Below are 25,504 nucleotides of genomic sequence, written 5' to 3' on the forward strand. Positions count from 1 at the left end.
GGGTTGATCGATCAGCGTGCAGGTGCTGGCGTTGATCGAATGAAGGAGATATCGACATGGTAGTAGCGCGGATTGCCCGGCATGACATGGACATCCAGTTCACGCCCACTCACCTGTGCACGGGGATCGGCCCAGAGATACGCACTGTGGAAGACATGCCATCGAGTGGTTTCAGGATCGCGCCAGGCGCAGACGATGACGAACGGATGCCTTCCCCCCGAAAATACTCCGCGATCGCGCTTGATCGCCCGGACCTTGGCTTGCACCCGTGTCCCGTGGCGAAGGAGCTGCCTGCGCCGCCATGCCCTCGCCGCCTGCGGCAGGCGCAGAAGTCCCGCCGCCAGCAGGAATGGGCCGCTGTTCAATCCCAGTATGACGCTCAGGCCCCAGGGTGATGAGAGCGAACGCACCAGGGCCTTGTCCGGGCGGTCCGGCAGGTACAGCACATCTACATGATCGCCCGTCATGTAGGCACGATGGCGGGTACGACCTGCGATGAACCGCATCACTTGCCCGCTGCTGGTAGTGAAGTCCACCGAGTACACGAACTTCACCACTGAAGTGCGCGAACCACGGCGATCAACACGGATGGCACCCACATGGGTGATCCTGCCATCGGCAATGACCGCCCCATCGAGGAAGCGCCTGGCACCAACGTAGGCCAGAAGCGCTGAAACAAGCAGAACCAGGCCCAGCCCGAGGAAGGTATGAGTGAGAACAGCAGGGATGTCGTTGGACACGATGAAGGACACGGCGCGCACTTCGGGTGCGCTCACACTAGGCCTTAACCCGATGCAGGCTCAAGGCCAGAAGCGTCAATCGGACGGATTGGAATACCACTTTAGTAGCTTTTCGATCCTCAATCGAACAGCGCCTCGATCGCGGCCAACCCCGCCGTCGCGCGCTCCTTCTTCCGCGCTGCATCGGCCACCGGATCGGCACCGTCGCGCTGGATTTCCTCGGCCGGAATCTCCTCGAAGAACCGGCTCGGCTTCAGCCGCACATGCTCGCCGAACTTGCGCGTCAGCTTGCTGTAGCTCATCCACAGCTGGATCTTGGCGCGGGTGATGCCCACGTACAGCAGGCGACGTTCTTCCTGCAGGTTGCCCTCGTCCAGGCTGACCTGGTGCGGCAGCACGCCGTCCTCGCAGCCGACGATGAAGACATAGGGGAATTCCAGGCCCTTGGACGCATGCAGGGTCATCATGCGTACCTGGTTGCCGCCCTCGTCCTTGTCGCTGCGCGACAGCAGCGCCAGCTGGCCGGCCAGGTCGGCGGCGGTGGCACCGCGCGGGCCGCCCTCGAACCACTGCGCCAGTTCCTCGATGTTGTTCGCCCGGCGCTGGTAGCTGGCCTCTTCCTTGGCCTGCTGGCGCAGCTCGCTCAGCAACCCCGATTCCTTGGCCACCTTGCGGATCATGTCGCCGGACGTCACCTGGCGCATCTGCGCCCGCAGGTCGCGCAGGATGTCGGTGAAGCGCGCCAGGCTGTTGGCCGCGCGCGGCGGCAACTGCTGCAGGGCGCCGATGGTCTCGGCCACATGCGCCATCGGCATGTCCTTTTCCTGCGCCAGCTCGGCCAGCCTGGCCAGCGTACCGGCACCCACATCGCGCTTGGGCGACTGCACCGCCCGCATGAACGCGGTGTCGTCGTCCGGGTTCACCAGCAGGCGCAGCCAGGCCAGCGTGTCCTTCACTTCCTGGCGTTCCAGGAACATGGTGCCGCCGGTCAGGTGGTAGGGAATGCGCAGCAGCTGCATCGCCTTTTCCAGCGGGCGCGACTGGAAGTTGCCACGGAACAGGATGCAGAAATCACTCCACGGCACGTTGCGCGACTGCGCCACGAAGGCGATTTCGGCGGCGACCTTTTCCGCTTCGTGTTCGCTGTTGCGGCATTCCCACACGCGGATGCGTTCGCCGTCGGCCTGGTCGCTCCACAGCTTCTTCAGGTGCTCATGCGGATTGTTGGCGATCAGCGCGTTGGCGGCGCGCAGCACGCGGTTGGAGCAGCGGTAGTTCTGCTCCAGCTTGATGATTTCCAGCGCGGGGTAGTCACGCCCCATCTGCTGCAGGTTTTCCGGGTTGGCACCACGCCAGGCGTAGATCGACTGATCGTCATCGCCCACGCAGGTGAAGTTGCCCTTGTCACCGGCCAGCTGCTTGAGCAGGCGGTACTGCGCGTCGTTGGTGTCCTGGCATTCGTCCACCAGCAGGTAGCCGATGCGCTCACGCCAGGCCAGCGCGATCTCCGGATTTTCCTCCAGGATCTGCACCGGCAAACGGATCAGGTCATCGAAGTCGACCGCGTTGAACGCCGTCAGGCGCAGCTGGTAACGCTCGTAGACACTGGCCGCTTCTTTCTCGCGGTTGCTGCGCGCGGCGGCCATCGCCTGTTCGGGCGACAGGCCGGCGTTCTTGGCGCGCGACACCAGGTTCTTCATGTCCTCGATGTCGTCGGGCTTGGCCCCATACATCAGGTCCTTGATCTGCGCAGCGGCATCGTCGGCATCGAAGATCGAGAATCCACGCTTCAGGCCCACGGCGGCGTGTTCGATCTGCAGGAACTTCAGGCCCAGCGCATGGAAGGTGCAGATGGTCACCTCGTCGGCATCCTGCTCGCGCAGGCGCTTGGCCACACGCTCGCGCATTTCCTTGGCCGACTTGTTGGTGAAGGTGATCGCTGCGATGCGGCGCGCCGGATAGCGGCCACAGCCGATCAGGTGGGCGATCTTTTCCACGATCACGCGCGTCTTGCCGCTGCCCGCGCCGGCGAGCACCAGCAACGGACCTTCGATGTGCAGGACGGCGGCGGCTTGGGGGGGATTGAGACCGTGCATGGGATGGGGATTGTAGCGGGGCCGGGTGACGACCACAGCGGGCCGCCGGCGGGGTTGCTGAACGGCTTCGGCGGAGCGGAGCTGCGGCGTACAATCCGTCGATGGCCAAGCTCTACTTCTACTATTCGGCGATGAACGCCGGCAAGACCACCACCCTGCTGCAGAGCGCTCACAACTACCGCGAGCGCGGCATGCGGGTGGCGATCCTGACCCCGCGCCTGGACGATCGTGCCGGCGCCGGCGTGGTCGCCTCGCGGATCGGCCTGCGCGCCGAGGGCATGGCCTTCGATCGTGACACCGACCTGCAACGCTGGGTCGAGCAGGACCTGGCGACGAACGGGCCGATGGGCTGTGTGCTGGTGGACGAGGCGCAGTTCCTGACCCGCGCCCAGGTCTGGCAGCTCAGCGAGGTGGTCGACCAGCTGCGCATTCCGGTGCTGTGCTACGGCCTGCGCACCGACTTCCGCGGCGAGCTGTTCGAAGGCAGCCAGTACCTGCTGGCCTGGGCCGACGAGATGCAGGAGATCAAGACCATCTGCCACAGCGGCAAGAAGGCGACGATGACCGTGCGCGTGGACGAGCATGGCCACGCGGTACAGGACGGCCCGCAGGTGGAGATCGGCGGCAACGACCGCTACGTGTCGGTCAGCCGCGCCGAGTTCAAGAAGATCACCCGCGGTGAAGGGCGTATCGATCCGGCGCAGGCCCCGCTGCCGTTGTAGCAGGCGCGCCGGTGCGCCATGACCTCCAGCGGTTTACAAGCAAGCGCTGTCGCGCCTAGGCTGCGGCACTCCTGCTGCCGAACTGGAAGTCCGACATGCGTTCCGCCCTCCTGCTGCTGCCGCTGCTGCTCCTGCTGCCTCCGCTGGTCATCGCGGCCGAACGCCCGTCCGGTGAAGACGATGCGGCGGTGATCGGCGCCGGTTTCATGGACAGCCACCCGGACATGATGTACCGGCAATGGGGCGTCAACGCGCTGCGTCGCAACGATGTCAACGGCGCGATGGACAATTTCCGGCTGGCCGCGCGGTACGCGGACAAGCCTGCCCAAGGCTACCTCGGCGAGATGTACTGGTACGGGGTAGAGCAACCGCGCAATCCGGTCATGGCCTATGCCTGGATGGAGGTGGCGGCCGAACGTGGCTATCCGTTGTTCGTCGAGCTGCGCAACGAGTACTGGGCCACGCTGCCGCTGGAGCAGCATGATGCGGCGCGTGCACAGGCAAGCGCGCTGCGCGCCGAGTATGGCGACGAGGTCGCGCGCCCACGCATGGCCGAAGTGCTCAGAAAGGGGCGCCGCGAGATGACCGGCAGCCGCGTCGGCTCGATGTCCAACAACGTCGACATCGTATACATGGACGGCGGAATCTCCCGCACCATCAAGGCCGACCGTCTGTACGACCCCAAGTACTGGGATCCGAAGCAGTACGAGCGCTGGCAGGACGAAACCTGGATGAAGATCCGCCGGGGCACGGTGGAAGTGGGTGTGCCGACCCAGTCGCACGCCACCGACAGCAAGCCTTGAAGCAACGGTGCCGGCGTGTGGCCGGCACCGAGCCGCATCCATTCAGTACAGCGTGCGCTCCGGCGCGCCCGCCGGCGGCGGGGTGTACTGGTACAGCCAGGTCTCGGTGAGGGTCTTGCCGCCACTGCGCAGGAACAGGCGGATGTCGATCTGCTCGGTGCTGCCTTCCGGCGGCACCAGGTCGAACATCGCGCGGTAGCCGTTGATCTCGCGCAGCGGGCGCGCCGACACGATCTCGACCCGGCCACGGCTGGCTTCCACCACCGCCTCGACCTCGGCCTTGTCGATCAGCGTGGCCAGCTCGCCCCCTTCGAAGTCCACCGCGAAGCGCCAGCTGAAGTACTCTCGCTTCTTGCCGACCACGCCGCCCAGGCCGGTATGGCTGGCCACGCAGTGCGCCAACGGCGGGCGTGCCGGCGGTTCGGCGCCCCAGTACAGGCGGTAGCCGACCAGCAGCTCCTGGCCCGGCTGCGGTTTTTCCTTCGGGTTCCAGAAGGCGACGATGTTGTCGAAGGTCTCGTCCACGGTGGGAATCTCCACCAGCTGCACCGAACCCTCGCCCCACTCGCCCTTCGGCTCCACCCACAGGCACGGGCGCTTCTCGTAGAACACGCCGTCGTCCTGGTAGTGGTCGAAGTTGCGGTCGCGCTGCAGCAGGCCGAAACCGCGCGGGTTGCGGTCCACGAACATGTTGAAGCGCAGGTTGCGCGGGTTCAGCAGCGGCCGCCAGATCCATTCGCCGGCACCGGTCCACAGCGACAGGCCGTCGGTGTCGTGGATCTCCGGGCGCCAGTCCCACGCCATGCGGCGGTCGTTCTCGCCCACCTGGTACATGCTGGTGCACGGGGCGATGCCCAACCGCTCGATCGCCTTGCGCGGGTACAGCGCACTGTCGATGTCCATCAGCAGCACGTCGCCGTTGGTGATCGCGAAGCGATAGGCGCCGGCCACGCTGGGCGAATCCAGCAGGCCGTAGACCACGATCGTTTCCGAATCGGCCGACGGCTGTTCCAGGTAGTAGGCGATGAAGTCCGGGAATTCCTCCGGCTTGCCCATGCCGGTGTCGATCGCCAGGCCACGCGCCGACTGGCCGTACTGGCCTTCCTTGCCGACCGCGCGGAAGTAGCTGGCGCCGAGGAAGGCGGCGAAGTCGCGGTCGGTGTCCTTGCGGGTGTTCAGGCGGAACCCGGCGAAGCCGAGATCGGCCGGCAGCTCGCCGTCCTTGATCCCGCTCTTGCCGTAGTTGAACGCCGCGCCGTCATAGGCCAGCTCCTGCGCCTTGCCGTCGACCACGTCGAACATGCGCACCGGCGAGTGGAAGTACAGGCCCAGATGGAAGAACTTGGCCTGGAACTTGCCCGGCTGGTCGGCCCACAGCGCATGGTCCTGGCGGTAACCGATCGACTGGTACTGGTCCCAGTCCAGGCCTTCCAGGCGGCCCGGCAGCACCCGCTTGTGGCTCTTGTAGGGCGCCTGTGCCAGCGCGCGCGCCTGGCCCTTCAGGGTGGCGAAGTCGAACGGCTGCGGCTGGCCGAGGCGGCGCAGGCCCATCTGGCCGCTCCTGCTGGCCGCACACGCGGGCAGGGACGGCAGGCCGAATGCAGCCAGGGCGAGGGAGGCATTGCGGATGAAGTCGCGTCGTTGCATGCAGGCGCGTCAGGCACAGAGGGAAGGTCGGCCATCATAGGCAGACAAACGTTAACGGGCAGCGGAGACGTCCCCTGCCCGTTCAGCTGCCGCTGGCCGCCCGGCTCAGCGCTGGCAGTGGCTGCACCAGACGCTGGCACGCTGGCCGATGGTGGCGTGCTTCAGCGCGCGGCCACAGTTCGGGCACGGCAGGCCATCGCGGCCGTATACCAGCAGCTCCTGCTCGAAGTAGCCCGGCGCGCCATCCGGGCTGATGAAGTCGCGCAGCGTGGTGCCACCACGGGTGATGGCGTAGCCGAGGATCTCCTTCACCGCGTCGGCCAGCCGCTGGTAGCGCTCGCGCGAGACCTTCCCGGCCTCGCGCAGCGGGCTGATGCCGGCCTTGAACAGGCTTTCGGCGGCGTAGATGTTGCCCACGCCCACCACCACCGCCTGGTCCATCAGGAAGGTTTTCACCGGCGCACTGCGGCCCCGGCTGCGGGCGAACAGGTAGTCGCCGTCAAACACGTCGTCCAGCGGTTCCGGGCCCAGCCCCTGCAGCAGCGGGTGGACTTCGCCGGCCGGCTGCCAGAGCAGGCTGCCGAAGCGGCGCGGGTCGTTGAAGCGCAGCAGGCGGCCGTTGTCCAGGCTGATGTCGACGTGGTCGTGGGCGCGCAGCGGGGTATCTCCAGGCAGCACGCGCAGGCTGCCGGACATGCCCAGGTGCAGCACCGCGCTGCCGACGGCGGTGTCCAGCAGCAGGTACTTGGCGCGGCGACGGATCTCCTCGATGCGCTGGCCCGGCAGCAGCTCGGCCACTTCCGGCGGAATCGGCCAGCGCAGATCGGCCCGGCGCAGGATCACGCCATGCACGCGACGACCCTGCAGGTGCGGCGCCAGGCCGCGGCGGGTGGTTTCTACTTCGGGCAGTTCAGGCATGAGCCGATTCTACGCCCGCTCAGCGTGGCGGCGCCGCCAGTTCACGGGCATCCAGGACGCCATCACCGTTGGCATCCTGCGTGTGGAAGCGCTTCACGATCACCTGCCGCTGCTGCTCGCGGCTGATCGCCCTGCCCTTGCCGCCGGGCAGCTCCTCGGCGCTCAGCACGCCATCACCATTGCGGTCCATGCGGTCGAAGGCATACAGCATCCACTGCACGTACTCGGCCTCGCTGACCTTGCCGTCGCCATCGCTGTCCATCCGCTGCAGGTAGCTGGCGGTGTCGGTGACCTGGGCCAGCACCGCGCCCGGCAGCAGCGCCGCCAGCAGTAGTCCGTACCCTGCCCTCACGCGCCCACCAGGCTGTAGCCTTTCAATCGTGCGGCGTAGGCCTGCAATGCCGCGATACCGCTTTCCTCGGCCTCGCGGCACCAGGCCTGCAGCTGATGCAGGCGCTCGGCCGCATCGTGGCCGCGCGCTTCCAGCAGCGCGGCCAGGCGCCCCCGGTACTCGACCAGGGTGCGGATGCGCGGCCGTTGTGCCACCCATTCGCTGAGCTGGGCGCGGCTGTCCGGCTTCAACCAGCGGCCATCATTGACCAGGCCACGGCGCAACCGGCGCGGCAGCAGGCGGCGCAGCTTGGCCCCGGCCTGTGCCGCTTCCTCGCGCAGGGCCGGCATGAACACGTTGCGCTGGTAGTCGGTCATCGCCTGGAAGCGGTGCGACAGCAGCGCCTTCAGGGTTTCAGCATCGGGTACGGCGATATTCGGGCGCACGTCCATGGCCGGCGCCACCCGCAGCACCTTGGCCAGGCGCAACGCCTCCAGCAGGCGGATCGCACTCCAGCCGATGTCGAACTCCCAGCGCCGCATCGCGAAGCGCGCCGAGCTGGGGAAGGCATGGTGATTGTTGTGCAGCTCCTCGCCACCGATCCAGAACCCCCACGGCGTGAGATTGGTGGAGGTATCGGCGGACTCGTAGTTGCGGTAGCCCCACCAGTGACCCAGGCCATTGACCACACCGGCGGCCCAGAACGGGATCCACGCCATCTGGACCGCCCACAGGGCCACGCCGGGCAGGCCAAACAACACGGTATTGATCGCGAACAACAGCACCGGCCCCAGCGTGGCATGCGGGGTATACAGGCGGCGCTCGATCGCATCATCCGGGGTGCCGCGCCCGTACTGCTCGATGTCCGCGCGCTGGCCGCGCGCTTCGCGGTACAGCTCCACGCCATGCCAGAACACCTTGCCGATGCCACGGGTGACCGGGCTGTGCGGGTCGTCCTCGGTCTCCACCTTGGCGTGGTGCTTGCGGTGGATGGCCACCCATTCGCGGGTGATCATCGAGGTGGTCAGCCACAGCCAGAAGCGGAACACATGGGCCAGCGCCGGGTGGAAGTCGACCCCGCGATGGGCCTGGCTGCGATGCAGGTACAGGGTCACCGAGAAGATGGTGATCTGGGTGAAGACCAGCAGCACCGCCAACATCGCCCACCAGCCCAGGCCGAGCACACCACCGGTCAACAGGGACATCAGGGCATCAGGCATGGCAGCGCTCCGGATCGACGCGGGGATGGCAGACATCATGGGCGCTTGCGTTGCAAACTGCATCCCTGCGGCGGTGCTTCGCATCGCCATCCGTGGCACCGTTCACAGTTGGGGACCTGAGTTGTCGAGCCTTGATCCACGCGCCAGCACCATGACTGCGGCCCCGCCCATCGCGGAGCTGCCCCCGTTGATCGAACTGGACCGCGCCACCGTGGTGCGCGGCCAGGTGAAGGTGCTGCACGGGCTCAGCCTGCGCATTGCACAGGGCCAGCACACCGCCCTGCTCGGCCCCAACGGCTGCGGCAAGTCGACCTTCATCAAACTGATCACCCGCGAGCTGTACCCGCTGGCGCAGGGCGACGGCTCGGTGGCAGTGAAGGTGCTGGGCCAGAACCGTTGGCAGGTGGACCGGCTGCGCTCGCAGCTGGGCATCGTCACCGGCGACCTCAGCAGCAACCTCGCCGACATGCCGGGGCTGACCGTGGAGCAGGCCGTGCTGTCGGGCTTCTTTGCCAGCTACGTGGTGCCCGCCTTCCGCGAGGTGACCGCCGACATGCGTGCACGCGTCGGCGAGACACTGGCGATGACCGGCGCGCTGTCCCTGCGTGAACGTGCCTACGCCGAGCTGTCGGCCGGCGAGACCCGCCGCGTGCTGATCGCCCGCGCGCTGGTCAATCGGCCACAGGCACTGCTGCTGGACGAACCGTCCACCGGGCTGGACCTGGTCGCTCGCGAACAACTGGTGGCAACCATGCGGGTGCTGGCGCAGCAGGGCATCACCCTGGTGCTGGTGACCCACCACATCGAAGAGATCATTCCCGAGATCGAGCGGGTGGTGCTGCTGCGCGATGGCCGTGTGCTGGCCGATGGCACCCGCGCCGAGCTGCTGCGCAACGAACCGCTGTCGGCGGTGTTCGGCGGCGCGATCACCGTCTGCGAGCAGGAAGGCCGGCTGACCGCGTACGCGGGATGATCGACATGCCACTGTAGAGCCGAGCCTATGCTCGGCTGCTCCTGGACGCGGGGAACGGCAGCCGAGCATAGGCTCGGCTCTACAGAAAACGGTGCAACGGGCCGGAACCCGGCCAGCTGCACCCTTGCTCAGAACTTCAACGCCAGCGCGCGCGACTCGATCGGTGCCATCCGGCTCTGGTCCTGCAGCTGCAGGTCGCGCAGCTCGTACGGCGCACCAAAACCAGCCGGCAACGCGGCCTGGCCGAACGGCAGCACCAGCTGGCCTGCGCCCGGGCCATCGAACCACGCCGCCGCGTGCGCCTGTGCAACCGGCTTCAGCTGGCCATCGCGGGCAGTGGCATACAGCGTGCCACGCGCCTCGTAGCGGCCCGCTGCAGCCACCTGCAGCGGCAGCGCCACCTGGCGGTTGGCCGCATCCGGTGCCGCTTGGCCGCTGAAGCGCGCGGTCGGCCGTGCCACCGCGAAGGCCACCTTGCCATCGCGCAGCACGCCATCGGCCTGGGCGAACACCTGCAGTTCCCACAGCCCCTGCACGGTGCCGACGTCGGCCGGGATCCGCACCTGCGCGCGCAGGCTGCCATCAGTTGTGCGCAGCAACCGCTGCGGCCAGCTGCGTCCATCCGGTGCGACCAGCAGGGCTTCACCGCCCAGGCTGCCGCGACGCGAGGCCATCTGCGCGGTGGTGGCACCGTCTTCCAGCAAGCGCGCCTGCAGCTGCACGTTGCCACCGGCCAGCACCTGCGCCTGGTTGGCCTGCACTTCCAGCCGCAGCGGGCTGTTCGGCTCCAGCACCTGCACCACGTAGCGGCCCTGTGCCTGCGTGCTCTGCAGCGTGTACGCACCGGCCGCACTGGTCGCGCCGGTGCGCAGCATGCTGCTGCCATCGCTCACCGGCATGCCGGCCTGCTGCAGCGCGCGCGCGTCGACACTGCGCGCCACGCTGCTGCGGCCGGCCGGGTCGCGCACTTGCAGGGTGTTGGCCGGCAGCGCGCGGGCACCTGCGGCCGGGCTCAGCTGGATCACCGCATCGGCAGCCGTCAGCGGTAGATCGACGCCACGTTGCAGCTGCGCGCCATCGACCTGCTGCCAGTAGCTGCGGCTGACCGAGGCATACGGCGTGGCCGCCTGCAGCGGTTGTGCCGGGTCCAGCGCCCAGGCAAAGGACAGCGGCGCGTGTTCGCTTTCATCGGCGGGCAGCGGCGCGGCCACCAGGGCGGCAGGCACCTGGTCGCCTGCACGGGCGGCCTGCAGCGGCTGCGCGGCCTGCGCTGCGGAAAGGGACAGCACTGCCAGGACGGCGCCGGCCAGCAGGGTAGATTGAATCGTCATGGTCGTCTCCCTCACTGGGTCAGGTCGTTGCGCAGCAGGGTGCCGAGGCCGAAGCACTCGCGGCGGCTCTGGTTGTGGCTGAGCGGTTCGGCGCCCTGGGTACGCGCCTTGTCGGTGAACCAGGTGGTGCCGGCGGCCTTCTGGCTGCTGCACTCCAGGAAGCCATCGGAGCAGGACGACAGCCAGTTCTGGGTGAACTCCAGGCCGACATTGGCGGCGTAGCCACCGCAGTAGCTGTTGCTGTCCCACACCGCCGATTCCACGTCGCTGCCGACCACCGCACGGAACGGCTTGGGCAGGGCGGGACGGCCTGCGGTGCCGTACAGGTTCTGCGCGTTGTAGGTGGCCATGCTCGCCACCTGCTGCTGGCGCACCGCGTCGTTCTTGTAGCCCAGCAGCCAGCCCAGCGAGGTTTCGAAGGTGTTGCCGTTGAGCACCGCATCGGCCAGCGGCGTGCCGGCCGAGGACGGCGCCAGCGCGGTGACCTTGCGCACCGTGCGGATGATCTTCGGGTAGCGGCTGTCGTAGGTCGGGTTGGACAGGATCCAGCGCACCACGTTGCCGCCGTTGGAATGGGTGATCACCACCAGCTGGGTGATGCCGCGGCTGTCGATGAAGCGGGTCAGCTGGTTGGCCAGGCAGCCGGCGGCCTCCGGCTTCCACATGTACTGGGTGAAGTCGCAGTTGATGACCACATAGTTGCTGCTGTTCGGCAGGCCCTGGCGCACGGTGTCGATGATCGCCGGCTGCCAGTAGTCCTGGGTGGCGTTGGTCTGCGCGCCGGTGCCATGCACGAAGGCCACGCCGACCACGTCGGCGGCCTGCGCCGGGGCGGCTGCCAGCCCGAGGAGCAGGGCCAGGACGGTACTTCCTGTTGCGGTGCTGCGCATCGCTTCTCTCCCTCTGTCTGCGGATCCCCCCGACCCGGCTGGAACTGGACGGCTCCTGGTGCGTGCCGTTGTGCCGATGCTCGCGGCGCAGCCGCGTGAAAGTCCGTGCGCTGCGCCCGGATTCAGAAGACTGACGTCACTTGATGACGCTTTTGATACTGCTGCGATGACCATGCCGGGTCTGGCCATATGACCGATGGCCACTGCGGTGTCGTATTCGGGCTGCGATCATGGCGCGTTGTTTTCTCTCCCGGAGCCTGTCCATGTCGCTGATTTCCCACCCTGCCCGCCCGCTGCTCGGCCTTGCCGTCATCGCGGCCCTGGCCGGTTGTGCCGCCACCGCCGCCAAGCCGACCGCCGTCGAAGCCAACATCACCACCAAGGCGGTGGGCTATCTGGACAAGAGCGCGGTACCGGCCAGCCTCGACCTGGTGCCGGCACCGCCGGTGGCCGGTTCGGCCGCCCTCGCCCTGGACGAACAGGTCAGCCGTGAAGCCCGCGCGCTGCGTGGCAGCCCGCGCTTCGCCCAGGCTGGTGTCGATGCGGAACTCGGCTTCCCCGAAGGCGCCAACCACTTCTCCTGCGCCGCCGACATCGACGTCGATGCGGTGAAGACTCCGGCGCTGTACCGACTGCTGGAGCGCAGCCGGATCGACGCCAGCGCGGCGACCAAGGCGGCCAAGAACCACTACCAGCGCCCGCGTCCGTTCATGGTCAACGGTGAACCGACCTGCTCGCCGAAGGACGAGGACGGCCTGCGCAAGAACGGCTCCTACCCGTCCGGCCATACTTCGATCGGCTGGGCCTGGGCACTGATCCTGTCGGAGATCGCACCGGACCACGCCGATGCCATCCAGGCCCGCGGCCGCAACTACGGCGAGAGCCGCCTGGTGTGCAACGTGCACTGGCAGAGCGACATCCTCGAAGGCCGCTTCATGGGCGCCGCCGCCGTGGCCCGCCTGCACGACAACGCTGCGTTCAACAAGGACCTGATGGCCGCACGCAAGGAGATCGAAGCGGCGCGCAAGGCTGGTCGGCACTCCAGCCGCGACTGCGCCACCGAGAATGCGGTGCTGAAGGTGCGCCCGCAGAGCGCGCTGTAAGCCATTGTAGAGCCGAGCCATGCTCGGCTCAGAGCAGCCGAGCGCAGGCTCGGCTCTACATGAAGCAGGAAACAGAAGGGCCGGCATTGCGCCGGCCCTTCTTCATTGCATTACCGCAGTCACCGCATCAGAACTTCGCGGTGAACTCCACGCCCCAGGTCCGCGGCTCGTTGAGGAAGCCGGTCAGGTTGTTGAAGTCGATTGCACCGACCACGCGGGTCTGGTTGGTCAGGTTGCGACCGAACACCGCCACGTCGTACTGGCCGTAGTCCCAGTTGTAGCCCAGGCGCAGGCCACCTTCCAGCGAACTACGGCCGCGGAATTCCGGCGACTCGTAGATGAAGAAGTTCACCGCGCTGCGGTAGGCCCAGTCGGTGTAGGCGTACAGCTCGCTGCCGTCGCTGAGCGGGAAGCCCACGCGCAGGGTGGCGTTGTGGATCCACTTCGGCGCCTGCGGCAGCGGGTTGCCGTTGACCAGCGCATAGGGCTTGCCGCCGATCATAGTGATCGGGTCGGTAACAGTGCAGCCACCACCACAGACCGCCACCGCCAGATCCTTGTCCTTGATCTCGGTGTCGTTGTAGCTGCTGCCGAAGGTCAGCAGGACGTTGTCGGCCAGGTAGGCTTCCAGGTCCAGTTCCACGCCCTGGCCGATGGTCTTGTCGGCGTTGAGCAGGGTGGCGGTGTTGTTGGTGCCGCCCACGGCGATCAGCTGCTGGCCGTCAACGTTGTAGCGGAACACGCTCAGGCCCAGGCGCGCGCGGCGCTCGAACAGGTCGGCCTTGATGCCGGCTTCATACGAGATGACCTTCTCCGAATCGGCCTGCGAAACGCCGCCGAACGCCAAGCGGCCCTGGATCGACGGCGCACGAAAGCCCTTGGCGACGCGGGCGTAGGCGTTGATGTCGTCAGTCAGCTTGTACACACCGCTGACATCCCAGCTGACGTCATTGACGTCGGTGTTGGCCAGATACGGGCCGCTGACCGGGGTGCCGAACGGCACGGCCTGCAGCACCCGGGCGGTGAAGTCCTTCTTGTCCTGGGTATAGCGCACGCCACCGCGCAGCTTGAAGCGGTCGGTGACGTCGAAATCGCCCGAGGCGAACACCGCCCACGCCTTGTTGCGCTGGCTCTGCACGGCATGTCCGGTCTGCGGGTTGCCGGGCTTCAGCGAGTCATAGTTGAAGCTGTCAATGGTTACGTCTTCATCGAAATAGAAGACGCCGGCCTGCCAGTCGAAGCGGCCCCATTCGTTGGATTCGACGCGGAACTCCTGCGTCCACTGGCGGTGATGCGGCAGGCCGTCGGCCGACTCGGACGCGAACGGGATCAGGCCCGGGCCGTAGTTGCCGGCACCCAGCGATGCCTCGCCGTAGCCACCGTCGATGTCGCCGCGGTTGAGCGATTCAGCGGTTTCATAACCGGTGATCGAGTGCAGGGTCACCGAGCCGAGGTTCCACTGCAGGCGCGCGCTGCCGCCCCAGGTTTCCAGATCGGAGAAGTTGACGCCGTCGTTGGCCACCTTGTCGCGGTCGAAGTTCTCGACCAGGCCGTTGCCACCCTTCTGGATGATGTTGGCGCGGAACAGGCGGGCGGTACCGTTGAGCTTGCGCTTGTGCAGGTTGAACAGCGCTTCGAAGTCATCGCCTTCGTACAGGAACTGCACGCGGCCGGCGGCTTCGTCATAGCCTTCGAAACCGCTGTTCGGCGCACCGGCGCGGGTGTTGTCGACCCAGTCATCGCGGCGCTGGTAGATGGCCGAGACGCGTGCCGACCAGCGATCGGTCAGCGGGCCGCCGTAGGCACCCTGCACGTTCCAGCTGTTGTAGCTGCCGTAGCCCACGCGCACGTAGCCGTCGGCATCCTGCGACGGGCGCGCCGAATCGAACTTGACCACGCCGGCCGGGGTGTTGCGGCCGAACAGGGTGCCCTGCGGGCCACGCAGCACTTCCACGTTGGCCAGGTCGAACAGCGGGAAGCCCTTCAGCAGCGGGCTTTCCTGCACCACGTCGTCGTACACCAGCGACACCGGCTGCGACGCATTGAGGTCGAAATCGGTGTTGCCCAGGCCGCGGATGTAGAAGCGCGGGAAGGCACGGCCGTAGGACGACTCGATGTTGAGGCTGGGCACGCGCGCGGCCAGGAAGCGGATGTCATCGCCGGCCGAACCGAGCACATCCAGCTTCTCGCCCTGGATCGCGCTCAGTGCGACCGGTACGTCCTTAGCGTTCTCGACGCGGCGCTGCGCGGTCACCTGCAGGGCATCGAGGGCAACCGGATCCTTGGCAGCGGGGGTTTCCTGGGCGGCTGCTACCAGCGGCAGCAGGGCGGAAAGAGCGGCAACGAGGGGGCGCGCGACCGGAAGGCGGCCACGGGAAGTACGGGTCGGGGACATGGCGGTAGGCTGTGTTTGGAGGGGTGGTAAAACGGCGCTACCAGATAATTGTTGCAATACAGCACCTGCGCCGCAAACGCCCGCCGTTCATGGCCCCGTCGCCGACGCCCCCGGGCGCTCGCTAGACTCGGGGTTTCCACCGCGACGGACCCGCCGCCATGACCCAGTGGTACTTCCACGCCTCCGCCCAGGCCGAGCGTATCGGCCCGCTTGATGACGAGGCCGCGCGCCGCTACGCCCAGGCCAACCCGCGCTCCCTGGCCTGGTGCCAGGGCATGAGCGGGTGGACCTCGATCGCCGAGGTGCCCGAACTGCAGTCCGCGACCCCGGGCATGCCGAACACCCCGCCGCCGGTCCCCGCCGCTGCCAGCAGCCGCGCCGACGACATCGAGTTCCGCATCGTCGGCCATGAAATGCAGTTCGTGGAAATCGAGCTCGACCCCGGTGAGAGCGCCATTGCCGAGGCCGGCGCATTGATGTTCAAGGACGCCACCGTGCAGATGGATACGGTGTTCGGCGCCGCCAACGGCGACCAGGGCGGCGGCTTCATGGGCAAGGTGATGGCCGCCGGCAAGCGCGTGCTGACCGGCGAGAGCCTGTTTGCCACCGTCTACACCCAGAGCGGCCACGGCAAGGGCAAGGTCGCCTTCGCCGCCCCCTACCCCGGAACCGTACTGGCAATGAAGCTGGACCAGCATGGCGGCCGCCTGATCTGCCAGAAGGACAGCTTCCTGGCCGGCGCGCGCGGCGTGCAGATCGGCGTGCAGTTCCAGCGCAAGATCATGACCGGCCTGTTCGGGGGCGAAGGCTTCATCATGCAGAAGCTGGAGGGGGACGGCTGGGTGTTCATCCACGCCGGTGGCTGCGTGGTCGAGCGCGAGCTGGCCGCAGGTGAGCGACTGGACGTGGATACCGGCTGCGTGGTGGCCTACCACCCGACCGTGGACATGGACGTACGCCGGGTCACCGGCATCAAGAGCATGCTGTTCGGAGGCGAGGGCGTGTTCCTGGCCGCGCTGACCGGCCCGGGCAAGGTCTGGCTGCAGTCGCTGCCGTTCTCGCGCCTGGCCGGGCGCATGTGGATGGCGGCGCCGCAGGGCGGCGGCCAGAGCCGCGGCGAAGGCTCGGTGCTGGGCGGCCTGGGCCGGATGCTGGACGGCGACAACCGGTTCTGAGCCCCTCGCCCGGGCGGTGCCGACCAAGGTCGGCACCGCCCGCGCTCCTTTTCCTGAATAGGCCGCTCCCCCACCCTGCCCGCCCCGCCACCGCTTCGGTATGCTGGCGCCCTTTCCCGAATCCGGCGCCGCGAGCGCACTGCCGATGAGCCTGTTCCGCCCCCGCATGCTGCTGTCCGTCGCCCTGATCGGCCTGCTGGCCGGCTGCGGTGGCGACCCGGTCCGCCCCACGCCGCCGCCGGCACCGACCGTGGTGCCGCAGGCCAAGCCAGTGAAGATCGGTATCGCCCTCGGTGGTGGTGCAGCCAAGGGCTTCGCCCACATCGGCGTGATCAAGATGCTGGAGGCCAATGGCTTCGAACCGGCCGTGGTGTCCGGCACCAGTGCCGGCAGCGTGGTCGGCGCGCTGTATGCCAGCGGCATGGATGCGTTCCAGATGCAGAGCAAGGCAGTGGCGCTGGATGAAGCCAGCATCCGCGACGTGCGCCTGTTCTCCGGTGGCCTGGTGCAGGGCCAGAAGCTGCAGGACTACGTCAACGAGCAGGTCGCCAACCGCCCCGCCGAGCGCCTGAAGAAGCCGTTCGCCGCCGTCGCGACCCAGCTGGAAACAGGCGAGCGCGCGATCTTCGTGCGCGGCAACGTCGGCCAGGCCGTGCGCGCCTCCAGCAGCATTCCCGGCGTGTTCGAACCGGTGAAGATCGGTGGCCGCAACTACATCGATGGCGGCGTGGTCAGCCCGGTGCCGGTCGATGCCGCGCGCCAGCTCGGCGCCGACTTCGTGATCGCCGTGGACATCTCCAGCAAGGCCAGCGGCAAGGCGCCGACCGACATGCTGGGCATCGTCAACCAGTCCATCTCGATCATGGGCCAGCGCCTGGGCGAGCAGGAACTGGCACGCGCCGACATCGTCATCCGCCCGAAGGTGCTGGACATCGGCGCCGCCGATTTCAGCCAGCGTGGCACCGCGATCCTGGAAGGCGAAAAGGCCGCGATGGCGGCGATGCCGCAGATCCGCGCGAAGATCCAGCAGCTGCAGCGTGCACGCGCCGCGGCCGCCGCACCGGCACCCGTGGCCGCGCCGAAGTGCGAGGAAGCCTCTCGCCTGGGCAAGCTGATGGGCCGCAAGGACAAATGCTGACCTGAGCCAGCGTGTCGCTGCCAGACAGCGACGCGCGCGTTCTAGCGCGCAGGCCGGTAACCACTGGCCTGCTGCCGCTCGCGCCTGCGCGCCTGACGGGCCTGCTCCTGCAGTGTCGCCGTGTGCTGCAGCTGTTCCATGCCATCGGCCGGCACATGCAGCTGGCGTCGCGCACGGGTGAGTGCCAGATAGACCGCGCGCACCGGGTTGTGCCAGATGCGCCCGCCCTGCCCCGCACTGAAGCAACCGGGTGACAGTGAGACCACGTCGAACTGCAGGTTCTTCGCGTGTTCGGCCAGGCACAGCGCCACCCGCCCTTCAGCAGGCGTGTCCTGGTCGTCGAGCGCCTGCAGCAGCGACTGCACCCGCTCGGCAGACGCAAACAGTTCGACCAGCGCGCCCTGCCCTTCGTCGGCCTGCGTGGCCAGGAAGCGCTCCTGTGCCGGGTCCGAGGCGCTGTCGCGGCGCCGGCGCCACGCATCCAGCGGCCGCTGCAGCACGCTGCGCAGCGCGCGCAGCGATGCCGGATGCAGATTGGGCCGCAGCCCGAGCGCGTGCAGCTGCGCCGCATCCAGGGCCAGATCGGCGACGCTGCCATGGATGCGCAGGCCCTCGCTCGGCACCTGCGCCCAGTGGCGGTAATGCAGCACACCGGTGGCGCGGTCGGCGGCACCGACGAACGGCCCACTGTCCTGCCCCAGTCCATCCAGTGCCAGGGTCTGGTTGACCAGGCCCTCGACCTGGTTGCCCTGGCGCACCGACTGGTGCATTTCCAGCACCTTCGACGCGGCCCAGCGCGGCACCGTACCGGTCAGGCACTGGTGCGGATCACCCAGGCTGACCACGCCAGGCGCATGGCCGGCCAGCAACTGCTTCCACGACGGGCTCAGGTCATGCGCCTCGTCCACCAGCAGCATGCCCATGTCCAGCGGCGGGGTAACGCCGCGCAGTGCCAGCCACTTGCCGATGTGCGCCGGGCTGAGGCTCAGCAGCGTGCCCCGCTGCAGGTCGGCGTCGAACATGCAGCGCCAGACGTGCTCGGCGGCCGCCATGTACGGCGACACGTCGAGCATCGCGGCGGGCACCGAACGGTCGAAATGCTGGAACGCCAAGCCCGGTGCCGACGACGCGCACCAACGGTTGATGGCCTCGAACGCAGTCAGCAGCACCTGCTCCGGGCTGCACCCACCGATGCCCTGCAGGCCGATGCGGCCGGCAATCTCGCGCGGCGTGCGGGTGCTGCGCCGGTAGCTGGCAACGAAGCCCCCGGTGTGGCCGCTGCGCGCGGCATGCTGCGCCACGCGGTTGGCGAACTCGATCTGGGTCAGCAGGCGCACCGCGGTGCTGGCCGGCACGCGGCTGCGGAAGGCTTCCACCTGCCCACGCGAGGGCGCCACGTAGGTGTAGCGGCCGGGTCGCGCCTCCATCAGCGCCAGCACCAGGTGGCCCTTGCCGGTGCCGGCATAGCCATCGAGGTCGATCAGCTCATCGGGGTTGGCGGCGATGGCGCGCAGCACGCGGGCCTGCTCGGAGGTGTACAGGCCATGGTGTTCGACCGCACGCGCGTCGCTGGCAACGGCCTCGTCCTGGTCGTCGTCCTCATCGTCGCTGGCGAAGGCGGGCGGGAAGCGGATCTCGTGTTCGGCCAGGGTTTCCTGACAGGCCTGCTGCAGGGCCAGGCCGGGGTACTCGCTGGGCGACTGCACGATGAAGTCCTGCAGGATCTCCGCCGGTGCCAGCAGCACGCCATGGGCGGCCAGCGCGGCCAGCCAGGCATCGAGTTCCGGCTGGCCACCGCCGCCGGCGCCTGCAAGCTGCGCGGCCACGCCGTCATGGCTGGCGAACAGCGCGCAGGCTTCGTGCAGCAGGCGCTCGATTTCCGCTGGTGTGTGCAGGCGCGCGCGGCACAGCTGCGCAGCCATCAACCCGGCCTGTTCCAGCGCGGTCTGCGGCGGCGTGCCATGGGCGATGAAGCGCGCCAGCGACTTGCGCTGCAGCGGCAGGAAGGTGGTGGTAAGCACCGGGTGCTGGAGTTCGGACATGCGTGGAACCGGAAAGGTACGCTGCGGCGGGCGCAGGGCGGTGATGCTCAGCTACCCGCCCGGCTGCGTCAAATCGCGGCGGCGCTTATTCCAGCTGTGAAAGCGGCAATGCCTGGAATCCCTTGACCGTGCGCAGCACGAAGCTGGAATTGGCATCGGCCACGCCACCGGCGTTGAGCAGCCGGTCCAGCAGGAAGTGCGAGAAGTGCTCCAGGTCGCGCACGTAGACGTGCAGCAGATAGTCCATGTCGCCGGTCAGTGCATGGCAGGCCACCACTTCATCCCAGCCCTGCACGCTGTCCACGAAGTGGCCGATCGCGGCCTGGTCGTGCTTTTCCAGCTGCACGCGCACGAAGGCCTGCAGGCCCAGCCGCAGCTGCCGTGGCTCCAGCCGCGCGCCATAGCCGACGATCACACCCTCGCTTTCCAGCCGCTGCAGGCGGCGCAGGCAGGCCGAGGGTGAGAGGTTCACCCGCGTCGCCAGCTCGGCGTTGGTGGCGCGCCCATCCCGCTGGATTTCAGCCAGCAGGCGTATATCCGTGCGATCGAACTGGACTTCTCCGGCCATTGTTGCCCCGCAACATGGTGAGTACGCAAGGATATTGCGCCAACAAGGCCAATCGGCGCAACTTTTGCAACCCTGTTGCGCGCACCCTGCCCTAGCATCGTGGGTATCCCATCCAGGAGTGCCCCATGGACCTCGCCCAGCCCCGCCGCGTCGAACACCAGCAGACCGACAAGGGCTACGTGCCGGTGTATACCACCGCGCTCGTCGAGCAGCCGTGGGACACCTACAGCGCCGACGACCACGCCACCTGGAGCACGCTGTACCAGCGCCAGCGCGAACTGCTGGTCGGCCGCGCCTGCCAGGAATTCCTGGATGCACAGGACGAGATGGGCATGAACGCGCACATGATTCCGCGCTTCGACCAGCTCAACGAAGTGTTGGGCGCGGCCACCGGCTGGACCCTGGTCGGCGTCGAAGGCCTGCTGCCGGAACTGGATTTCTTCGACCACCTGGCCAACCGCCGTTTTCCGGTGACCTGGTGGATCCGTCGCCCCGACCAGATCGACTACATCGCCGAACCGGACCTGTTCCACGATCTGTTCGGCCACGTGCCGCTGCTGATGAACCCGGTGTTCGCCGATTACATGGAGGCGTACGGCCGTGGCGGCGTCAAAGCCCACGCGATCGGCCCGGACGCGCTGCAGAACCTGACCCGCCTGTACTGGTACACGGTGGAGTTCGGTCTGATCGATACGCCCGAAGGCCTGCGCATCTACGGCGCCGGCATCGTGTCGTCGAAAGGCGAGTCGCTGTACTCGCTGGAATCGGGCGCGCCGAACCGCATCGGTTTCGACCTGCAGCGGATCATGCGCACGAAGTACCGCATCGACACCTTCCAGAAGACCTACTTCGTCATCGACAGCTTCGAGCAGCTCATGCAGGCGACGTCGCCGGACTTCACCCCGATCTACGCGGCACTGGCCAACCAGGCGCATCTGCCGGCCGGTGAAGTGCAGGGCGACGACCGCGTGTTCCAGAAGGGCACCGGCGAAGGCTGGGCCGACGGCGGCGACGTGTAAGCACACAACGCGCACGGCGTTGCACTGAAACGGCGCACCTCGGTGCGCCGTTTTCGTTGTTGCCTGCCTGCGCCATTGCAGCGGCGCAGGCGAGGGCAGGGCAGTCAGGCGTCCACGGCCCGGCAGGAACCGCGCACCATCAGTTGCGGATGCACGCTGGTTGCAGTCGGCGCATCCGGCACGTCGGCCTGCACCAGCATCGCCGCAGCCACGCGGCCGATATCGGACACATGGCGACGCACCGAGGTTAGCGGCGGCCACAGCCGCGACGCCAGCGGGCTGTCGTCGTAGCTGACGATCGACAACTGCTGCGGCACCGCGATGCCCGCACGCAATGCCACCTGGTACACGCCAGCAGCCATTTCATCGTTCCCGGCAAAGATCGCACTGGGGCGTTGTCCGCCCATCAGCAGCCGCTCTGCGGCATGCACGCCGGACTCGAAGGTATCGCCCGCTTCCAGCACCCGCTCACCCGGCAGGGTCAGGCCCACCTGGGCCAACCGGTCGAGGAAGCCATGGGTGCGCTCGCGTGCGGTACGGCGATCGCCCGGACCGGCAATCACCGCGATGTCGCGGTGGCCGAGCGAGAGCAGGTAGCCCGCAGCGGCGGCGGCACCGTCGCGATCGTGGGTGACCACCGCCTGTGCCTCGTCATCGGACACATGCGCGTTGATGCGGACGTAGCGGCATTCGATGCCGTCGAGCATCTCCGTCAACGCTGTCGACTCGGAGGCACGCGGGCCCAGGATCACGCCGTGCAGCTTCTGCTGCTGCACGAAGCAGCGCACGCCGTGCGCGCAGTCCGGAGACTGGCTGTCGCACGGATGCACGACCAGCTCATAGCCGGTTCCGCGTAGCGCTTCCAGCGCGCCGTGCTGCAGGTCGACAATGCATTGGGCGCCCGGGTCGTCATACACCAGGCCGATCAGGAAGGAGCGGCGGAACGCGAGACCGCGCGCCAAGGGGTCGGGCACGTAACCGACCTCGCGCATCAACGCCTCGACCTTGTCGCGGGTGTCTTTGCGCACCAGCGGCGAGTTGTTGATGATTCTTGAAACCGTTTTCTTGGAAACTCCCGACAGTCGTGCGATGTCGTTGATCGTGGCAGCCTTGCCCTTCGATGCCGGCAACGCGGCATCGCTAATAATTCGCACTGACATGTATAGAACCAGGTAAGTCGGAGAATTCTAGCCTTGCGCCCGTGGGGCGCGAAGTTGCGGAATGTCGCAGCGAAGAGGGATCGCGTCGTGTTCGACCACTTCTGCTGCGCGAGGTTCCATTGTGATTGCTCTACTTGATGTGCATCTGAACCGTTCTTCCGCGCGTGTTCACCTTGAATGCGGGCGCGACGCGCGCGAACGCCAACATTCCCTTAACCAGGCTCCGCTACAGTCGGGGCATGGACCTGCAGACTTCTCCGTTTCCGGTGTTCCGTGGCCGCGACCGGTTGATCGCCGCGGTCGACGCAGCGATGACCTCCGGTGACCCCGAGCGCATCACCGCCGACCTGCAGCTGGCGCTGCAGGACGCCATCGCGGACAGCCGCATCGAGTTGCCCGAGTGCGTACACCGTCCGGTCAGTGATCATTACGCGCGACGCCCGCTGTATCACAGCCGCGAACACGGCTACAGCGTGATTGCCATGAGCTGGGGCCCAGGGCAGGGCACGCCGCTGCACGACCACGATGCCATGTGGTGTGTGGAGGGAGTGTGGTCAGGCGAGCTGGAGATCACCCGGTATGAACTGCTGGAGTGTGCCGGCGAGCGCTGGCGCTTCCGCCGCCATGCCGTGCTGCGCGGGGGCTGCGGCAGTGCCGGCAGCCTGATTCCGCCGCACGAGTACACACCCTGCGCAACGCCAGCGACGAAGCGCTGGCGATCTCGGTACACGTGTACGAGGCGCAGATGGAGCGCTCGGCGGTGTTCGATCCGCTTGGTGGTGACTGGTACCAGCGCCGCATCCAGACATTGCAGGCCGACCCGGCCTGAACCGGGGGGGCAGGGCGGTGCGCCGCCAGCACCTTCGTGAGCCACGTGGCATCATGCGCCGCTGCGCTGCCGGACCCGGCGGCGATCCGCGATGCCCCGTCGGGCAAGGAGCAAAACCATGTCCAGCGCTGATCCGCGCCTGCGCGCGCTGTTGAAGCTGGCACCGGTGATCCCGGTGTACACCCCCGAAGATGTAAATGAAGCGGTCGAAGTGGCCCAGGCGCTGTTCCGCGGCGGCCTGCCGGTGATCGAAGTGACGCTGCGCACGCCGCAGGCACTGGATGCGATCAAGGCCATGGTCGAGGCCGTGCCCGATGCGGTGATCGGCGCCGGCACCGTGCTCAACGCCGCACAGATGCAGGCGGCAAAGCAGGCCGGTGCGCGCTTTGCCGTTTCCCCGGGTGCCACGCCGGCGCTGTATGCGGCCGCGCGCGATGCCGGCCTGCCGTACCTGCCCGGTGCCGCCACCGCCTCGGACCTCATCCTGGGCCTGGAGCACGGCCACGACACCTTCAAGTTCTTCCCGGCGGTGCAGGCCGGTGGCGCCGCACTGCTGGCGGCCTGGCACGGCCCGTTCGCCGATGTACGCTTCTGCCCGACCGGTGGCATCAGCGCGCAGACCGCGCCGCAGTTCCTGCACCTGCCCAACGTGCTGTGCGTGGGCGGCTCGTGGCTGACCACACCGGCACTGCTGCAGACCCGTGACTGGGACGCCATCGAGCGCCTCGCCCGCGAGGCGTCGGTGCTGGCCAGCTGAACCTGCTGCACGAATCGTCAAAGGTTTGATCGTGATCAAAGTGCCGGCCTCGAGCCGGCGTCATTCTGTGGGCAAGCGCACTACGGAGATCCGAACATGAATTCGACCATGAAGGCCGCTGTCGTGCGTGAGTTCGGCAAGCCACTGGTGATCGAGGAAGTCTCGGTACCACGCCCGGGGGCGGGCGAAGTACTGGTCAAGATCGAGGCCTGTGGCGTCTGCCACACCGACCTGCACGCCGCCGAGGGCGACTGGCCGGTGAAACCGAACCCGCCATTCATCCCCGGTCACGAGGGCGTGGGGCACATCGTGGCCGTGGGAGGCGGGGTAGGGCACGTCAAGGAAGGCGACAGGGTCGGCATCCCCTGGTTGTACTCGGCGTGTGGCCATTGCGAACACTGCCTGGGCGGCTGGGAAACGCTGTGCGAGACGCAGCGCAACACCGGCTACTCGGTCAACGGCGGCTTCGCCGAGTACGCACTGGCCGATGCCAACTATGTCGGCCTGCTTCCGAAGGACGTGGGCTTTGTCGAGATCGCGCCGGTGCTGTGCGCCGGCGTGACCGTCTACAAGGGCCTGAAGGTGACCGACACCAAGCCAGGGGACTGGGTGGTGATTTCCGGCATCGGCGGCCTGGGCCACATGGCCGTGCAGTACGCCCGCGCAATGGGCCTGAACGTGGCGGCGGTGGACGTGGACGACAACAAGCTGGCGTTGGCCCGGCAGCTCGGCGCGCAGATCACCGTCAACGCGCGCACCACCGACCCCGCTGCCTTCCTGAAGAAGGAAATCGGCGGCGCGCACGGCGCCCTGGTCACGGCGGTGTCGCCGAAGGCGTTCGAGCAGGCGCTGGGCATGGTCCGCCGTGGCGGTACCGTTTCGCTCAACGGTCTCCCGCCGGGCAACTTCCCGCTGGACATCTTCGGCATGGTGCTCAACGGCATCACCGTGCGGGGCTCGATCGTCGGTACCCGGCTGGACCTGCAGGAGTCGTTGCAGTTCGCCGCCGAGGGCAAGGTCGCCGCCACAGTCAGCACCGACCGCCTGGAAAACATCAACGACGTGTTCGCGCGCATGCACGCGGGCACCATCGAAGGCCGCGTGGTGCTCGACTTCGCCGCCTGACCGCCTGTGCATGGCCGCCGTAGCTCCGTCCCCCTCTCCCACGGACGCGGCGGCCATGCCGATCCATCGGTAGTACCGGCCGCAGGCCAGCAACCCCAGGCACTTCGCGCAGCCTTACAATGCGCGCATGCCCGCACTGCTCAAGACCCTGTTCCTGTCCTTCGTCGCCCTGATCGGCGGCGTGCTGTCGCTTGCGCTGGTCAGCAGCGTCGCCAGCTGGCTGCCCCCGCTGGTGGGCATGTCGCCGGACAACAACAGCGTGCAGCTGGGGTGGGATCTGGCCTTCAGCGTGCTCGGTGGCATCGCCGGCATTTCCTTCGCCACCTACTACGCGCCCTGCTGGCCGCGTTCGCATGGTTTTTCCATCTGGTCACTGATCGCGCTGGGCTGCGGCTACGCGGTGTGGGCCGCAGGCGCTGATTTTCCGCTCTGGTTCGTCATTTCGCTGCTGGCATCGCTGCCGTTGCAGCTGCTGGCCGGCTGGTGGTTCGGCCGCCGCGCGTCGCGCGACGCAAGGTAACG

General features: G+C 67.7%; 22 protein-coding genes and 1 pseudogene. 11 read left to right on the forward strand and 12 right to left on the reverse strand.

The features are described 5' to 3' along the window. Positions 1-11: 11 nt before the first annotated feature. Both RI032_RS08610 and RI032_RS08615 read right to left on the reverse strand, forming a co-directional pair. The gene (locus RI032_RS08610) at positions 12-752 is read right to left on the reverse strand and encodes a DUF3592 domain-containing protein (protein ID WP_322548136.1); all 741 of its coding nucleotides are present in this window, start codon (positions 750-752) and stop codon (positions 12-14) included. A 107-nt stretch (positions 753-859) separates the two neighbouring features. Next, the gene (locus tag RI032_RS08615; protein ID WP_109814672.1) at positions 860-2,836 is read right to left on the reverse strand and encodes a UvrD-helicase domain-containing protein; all 1,977 of its coding nucleotides are present in this window, start codon (positions 2,834-2,836) and stop codon (positions 860-862) included. Positions 2,837-2,937: 101 nt separating this feature from the next. Between RI032_RS08615 and RI032_RS08620 the strand changes: the two genes are divergently transcribed. Together RI032_RS08620 and RI032_RS08625 are read left to right on the forward strand one after the other, a co-directional pair. Beyond that, positions 2,938-3,558: a thymidine kinase gene (locus RI032_RS08620; protein ID WP_010487338.1), complete on the forward strand. Its 621-nt coding sequence runs from the start codon at positions 2,938-2,940 to the stop codon at positions 3,556-3,558. Positions 3,559-3,653: 95 nt separating this feature from the next. Beyond that, the gene (locus RI032_RS08625; RefSeq protein WP_010487340.1) at positions 3,654-4,361 is read left to right on the forward strand and encodes an SEL1-like repeat protein; all 708 of its coding nucleotides are present in this window, start codon (positions 3,654-3,656) and stop codon (positions 4,359-4,361) included. Between the two features lie 42 nt (positions 4,362-4,403). Here RI032_RS08625 and RI032_RS08630 read toward each other — a convergent pair whose 3' ends face one another. From RI032_RS08630 to RI032_RS08645, 4 genes are all read right to left on the reverse strand, one after another. Next, positions 4,404-6,008 (reverse strand): OpgD/OpgG family glucan biosynthesis protein, encoded by a 1,605-nt coding sequence (locus RI032_RS08630; protein WP_322548137.1) that lies wholly within the window; start codon positions 6,006-6,008, stop codon positions 4,404-4,406. A 105-nt stretch (positions 6,009-6,113) separates the two neighbouring features. Beyond that, entirely contained in the window at positions 6,114-6,926 is an 813-nt protein-coding gene (gene mutM, locus RI032_RS08635; RefSeq protein WP_010487344.1) for a bifunctional DNA-formamidopyrimidine glycosylase/DNA-(apurinic or apyrimidinic site) lyase, read from the reverse strand. A gap of 19 nt (positions 6,927-6,945) precedes the next feature. Then, positions 6,946-7,278: an EF-hand domain-containing protein gene (locus RI032_RS08640; protein WP_322548138.1), complete on the reverse strand. Its 333-nt coding sequence runs from the start codon at positions 7,276-7,278 to the stop codon at positions 6,946-6,948. Next, positions 7,275-8,477, reverse strand: coding sequence for a DesA family fatty acid desaturase (locus tag RI032_RS08645; protein WP_322548139.1), 1,203 nt, complete (start codon positions 8,475-8,477; stop codon positions 7,275-7,277). Before RI032_RS08645 ends, RI032_RS08640 begins: the two co-directional genes overlap by 4 nt. Positions 8,478-8,628: 151 nt before the next feature. On the opposite strand from RI032_RS08645, the gene RI032_RS08650 reads away from it, so the two are divergent. Further along, complete coding sequence (locus tag RI032_RS08650) at positions 8,629-9,450, forward strand: ABC transporter ATP-binding protein (protein ID WP_019338123.1); 822 nt, start codon at positions 8,629-8,631, stop codon at positions 9,448-9,450. A 128-nt stretch (positions 9,451-9,578) separates the two neighbouring features. Here RI032_RS08650 and RI032_RS08655 read toward each other — a convergent pair whose 3' ends face one another. Both RI032_RS08655 and RI032_RS08660 read right to left on the reverse strand, forming a co-directional pair. After that, the gene (locus tag RI032_RS08655) at positions 9,579-10,781 is read right to left on the reverse strand and encodes a DUF4785 domain-containing protein (protein WP_322548140.1); all 1,203 of its coding nucleotides are present in this window, start codon (positions 10,779-10,781) and stop codon (positions 9,579-9,581) included. An 11-nt stretch (positions 10,782-10,792) separates the two neighbouring features. Beyond that, complete coding sequence (locus RI032_RS08660) at positions 10,793-11,671, reverse strand: lipase family protein (RefSeq protein WP_049453901.1); 879 nt, start codon at positions 11,669-11,671, stop codon at positions 10,793-10,795. Between the two features lie 263 nt (positions 11,672-11,934). On the opposite strand from RI032_RS08660, the gene RI032_RS08665 reads away from it, so the two are divergent. Further along, positions 11,935-12,774 (forward strand): acid phosphatase, encoded by an 840-nt coding sequence (locus RI032_RS08665; RefSeq protein WP_322548141.1) that lies wholly within the window; start codon positions 11,935-11,937, stop codon positions 12,772-12,774. Positions 12,775-12,901: 127 nt separating this feature from the next. Here the strand turns inward: RI032_RS08665 and RI032_RS08670 are convergent, their stop codons facing one another. After that, on the reverse strand, positions 12,902-15,169 hold the full coding sequence (locus RI032_RS08670; RefSeq protein WP_010487361.1) for a TonB-dependent receptor: 2,268 nt from the start codon (positions 15,167-15,169) through the stop codon (positions 12,902-12,904). Positions 15,170-15,327: 158 nt separating this feature from the next. Here RI032_RS08670 and RI032_RS08675 point away from each other — a divergent pair, with 158 nt between their 5' ends. Both RI032_RS08675 and RI032_RS08680 read left to right on the forward strand, forming a co-directional pair. Then, complete coding sequence (locus tag RI032_RS08675) at positions 15,328-16,344, forward strand: TIGR00266 family protein (RefSeq protein ID WP_322548142.1); 1,017 nt, start codon at positions 15,328-15,330, stop codon at positions 16,342-16,344. A 145-nt stretch (positions 16,345-16,489) separates the two neighbouring features. Further along, positions 16,490-17,482 carry a patatin-like phospholipase family protein gene (locus RI032_RS08680; RefSeq protein WP_019337382.1) on the forward strand — a complete coding sequence of 331 codons (993 nt, stop codon included), beginning with the start codon at positions 16,490-16,492 and terminating at the stop codon, positions 17,480-17,482. 41 nt (positions 17,483-17,523) lie between these two features. On the opposite strand, the gene RI032_RS08685 is transcribed toward RI032_RS08680, so the two are convergent. Beyond that, on the reverse strand, positions 17,524-19,524 hold the full coding sequence (locus tag RI032_RS08685) for a hypothetical protein (RefSeq protein WP_322548143.1): 2,001 nt from the start codon (positions 19,522-19,524) through the stop codon (positions 17,524-17,526). An 85-nt stretch (positions 19,525-19,609) separates the two neighbouring features. After that, on the reverse strand, positions 19,610-20,092 hold the full coding sequence (locus tag RI032_RS08690; protein ID WP_004153377.1) for an Lrp/AsnC family transcriptional regulator: 483 nt from the start codon (positions 20,090-20,092) through the stop codon (positions 19,610-19,612). A 125-nt stretch (positions 20,093-20,217) separates the two neighbouring features. On the opposite strand from RI032_RS08690, the gene phhA reads away from it, so the two are divergent. Beyond that, positions 20,218-21,111, forward strand: coding sequence for a phenylalanine 4-monooxygenase (gene phhA, locus RI032_RS08695; RefSeq protein WP_322548144.1), 894 nt, complete (start codon positions 20,218-20,220; stop codon positions 21,109-21,111). A 104-nt stretch (positions 21,112-21,215) separates the two neighbouring features. On the opposite strand, the gene RI032_RS08700 is transcribed toward phhA, so the two are convergent. After that, on the reverse strand, positions 21,216-22,271 hold the full coding sequence (locus RI032_RS08700; RefSeq protein ID WP_057502267.1) for a LacI family DNA-binding transcriptional regulator: 1,056 nt from the start codon (positions 22,269-22,271) through the stop codon (positions 21,216-21,218). Between the two features lie 239 nt (positions 22,272-22,510). Between RI032_RS08700 and RI032_RS08705 the strand changes: the two are divergent. The 4 genes and pseudogenes from RI032_RS08705 to RI032_RS08720 all read left to right on the forward strand — a co-directional run bounded on the left by RI032_RS08705 (position 22,511) and on the right by RI032_RS08720 (position 25,502). After that, positions 22,511-23,100, forward strand: a pseudogene (locus RI032_RS08705) (cysteine dioxygenase family protein). Positions 23,101-23,218: 118 nt separating this feature from the next. Then, entirely contained in the window at positions 23,219-23,857 is a 639-nt protein-coding gene (gene eda / locus RI032_RS08710; RefSeq protein WP_057502265.1) for a bifunctional 4-hydroxy-2-oxoglutarate aldolase/2-dehydro-3-deoxy-phosphogluconate aldolase, read from the forward strand. A gap of 96 nt (positions 23,858-23,953) precedes the next feature. Then, complete coding sequence (gene adhP, locus RI032_RS08715; RefSeq protein WP_197576824.1) at positions 23,954-24,982, forward strand: alcohol dehydrogenase AdhP; 1,029 nt, start codon at positions 23,954-23,956, stop codon at positions 24,980-24,982. 127 nt (positions 24,983-25,109) lie between these two features. After that, a complete protein-coding gene (locus tag RI032_RS08720; protein WP_043397740.1) occupies positions 25,110-25,502 on the forward strand; it encodes a hypothetical protein in 393 nt (130 codons plus the stop codon). The last annotated feature ends 2 nt before the right edge of the window (positions 25,503-25,504 follow it).

Source organism: Stenotrophomonas geniculata, from assembly GCF_034508895.1.
Taxonomy (GTDB): Bacteria; Pseudomonadota; Gammaproteobacteria; order Xanthomonadales; family Xanthomonadaceae; genus Stenotrophomonas; species Stenotrophomonas geniculata.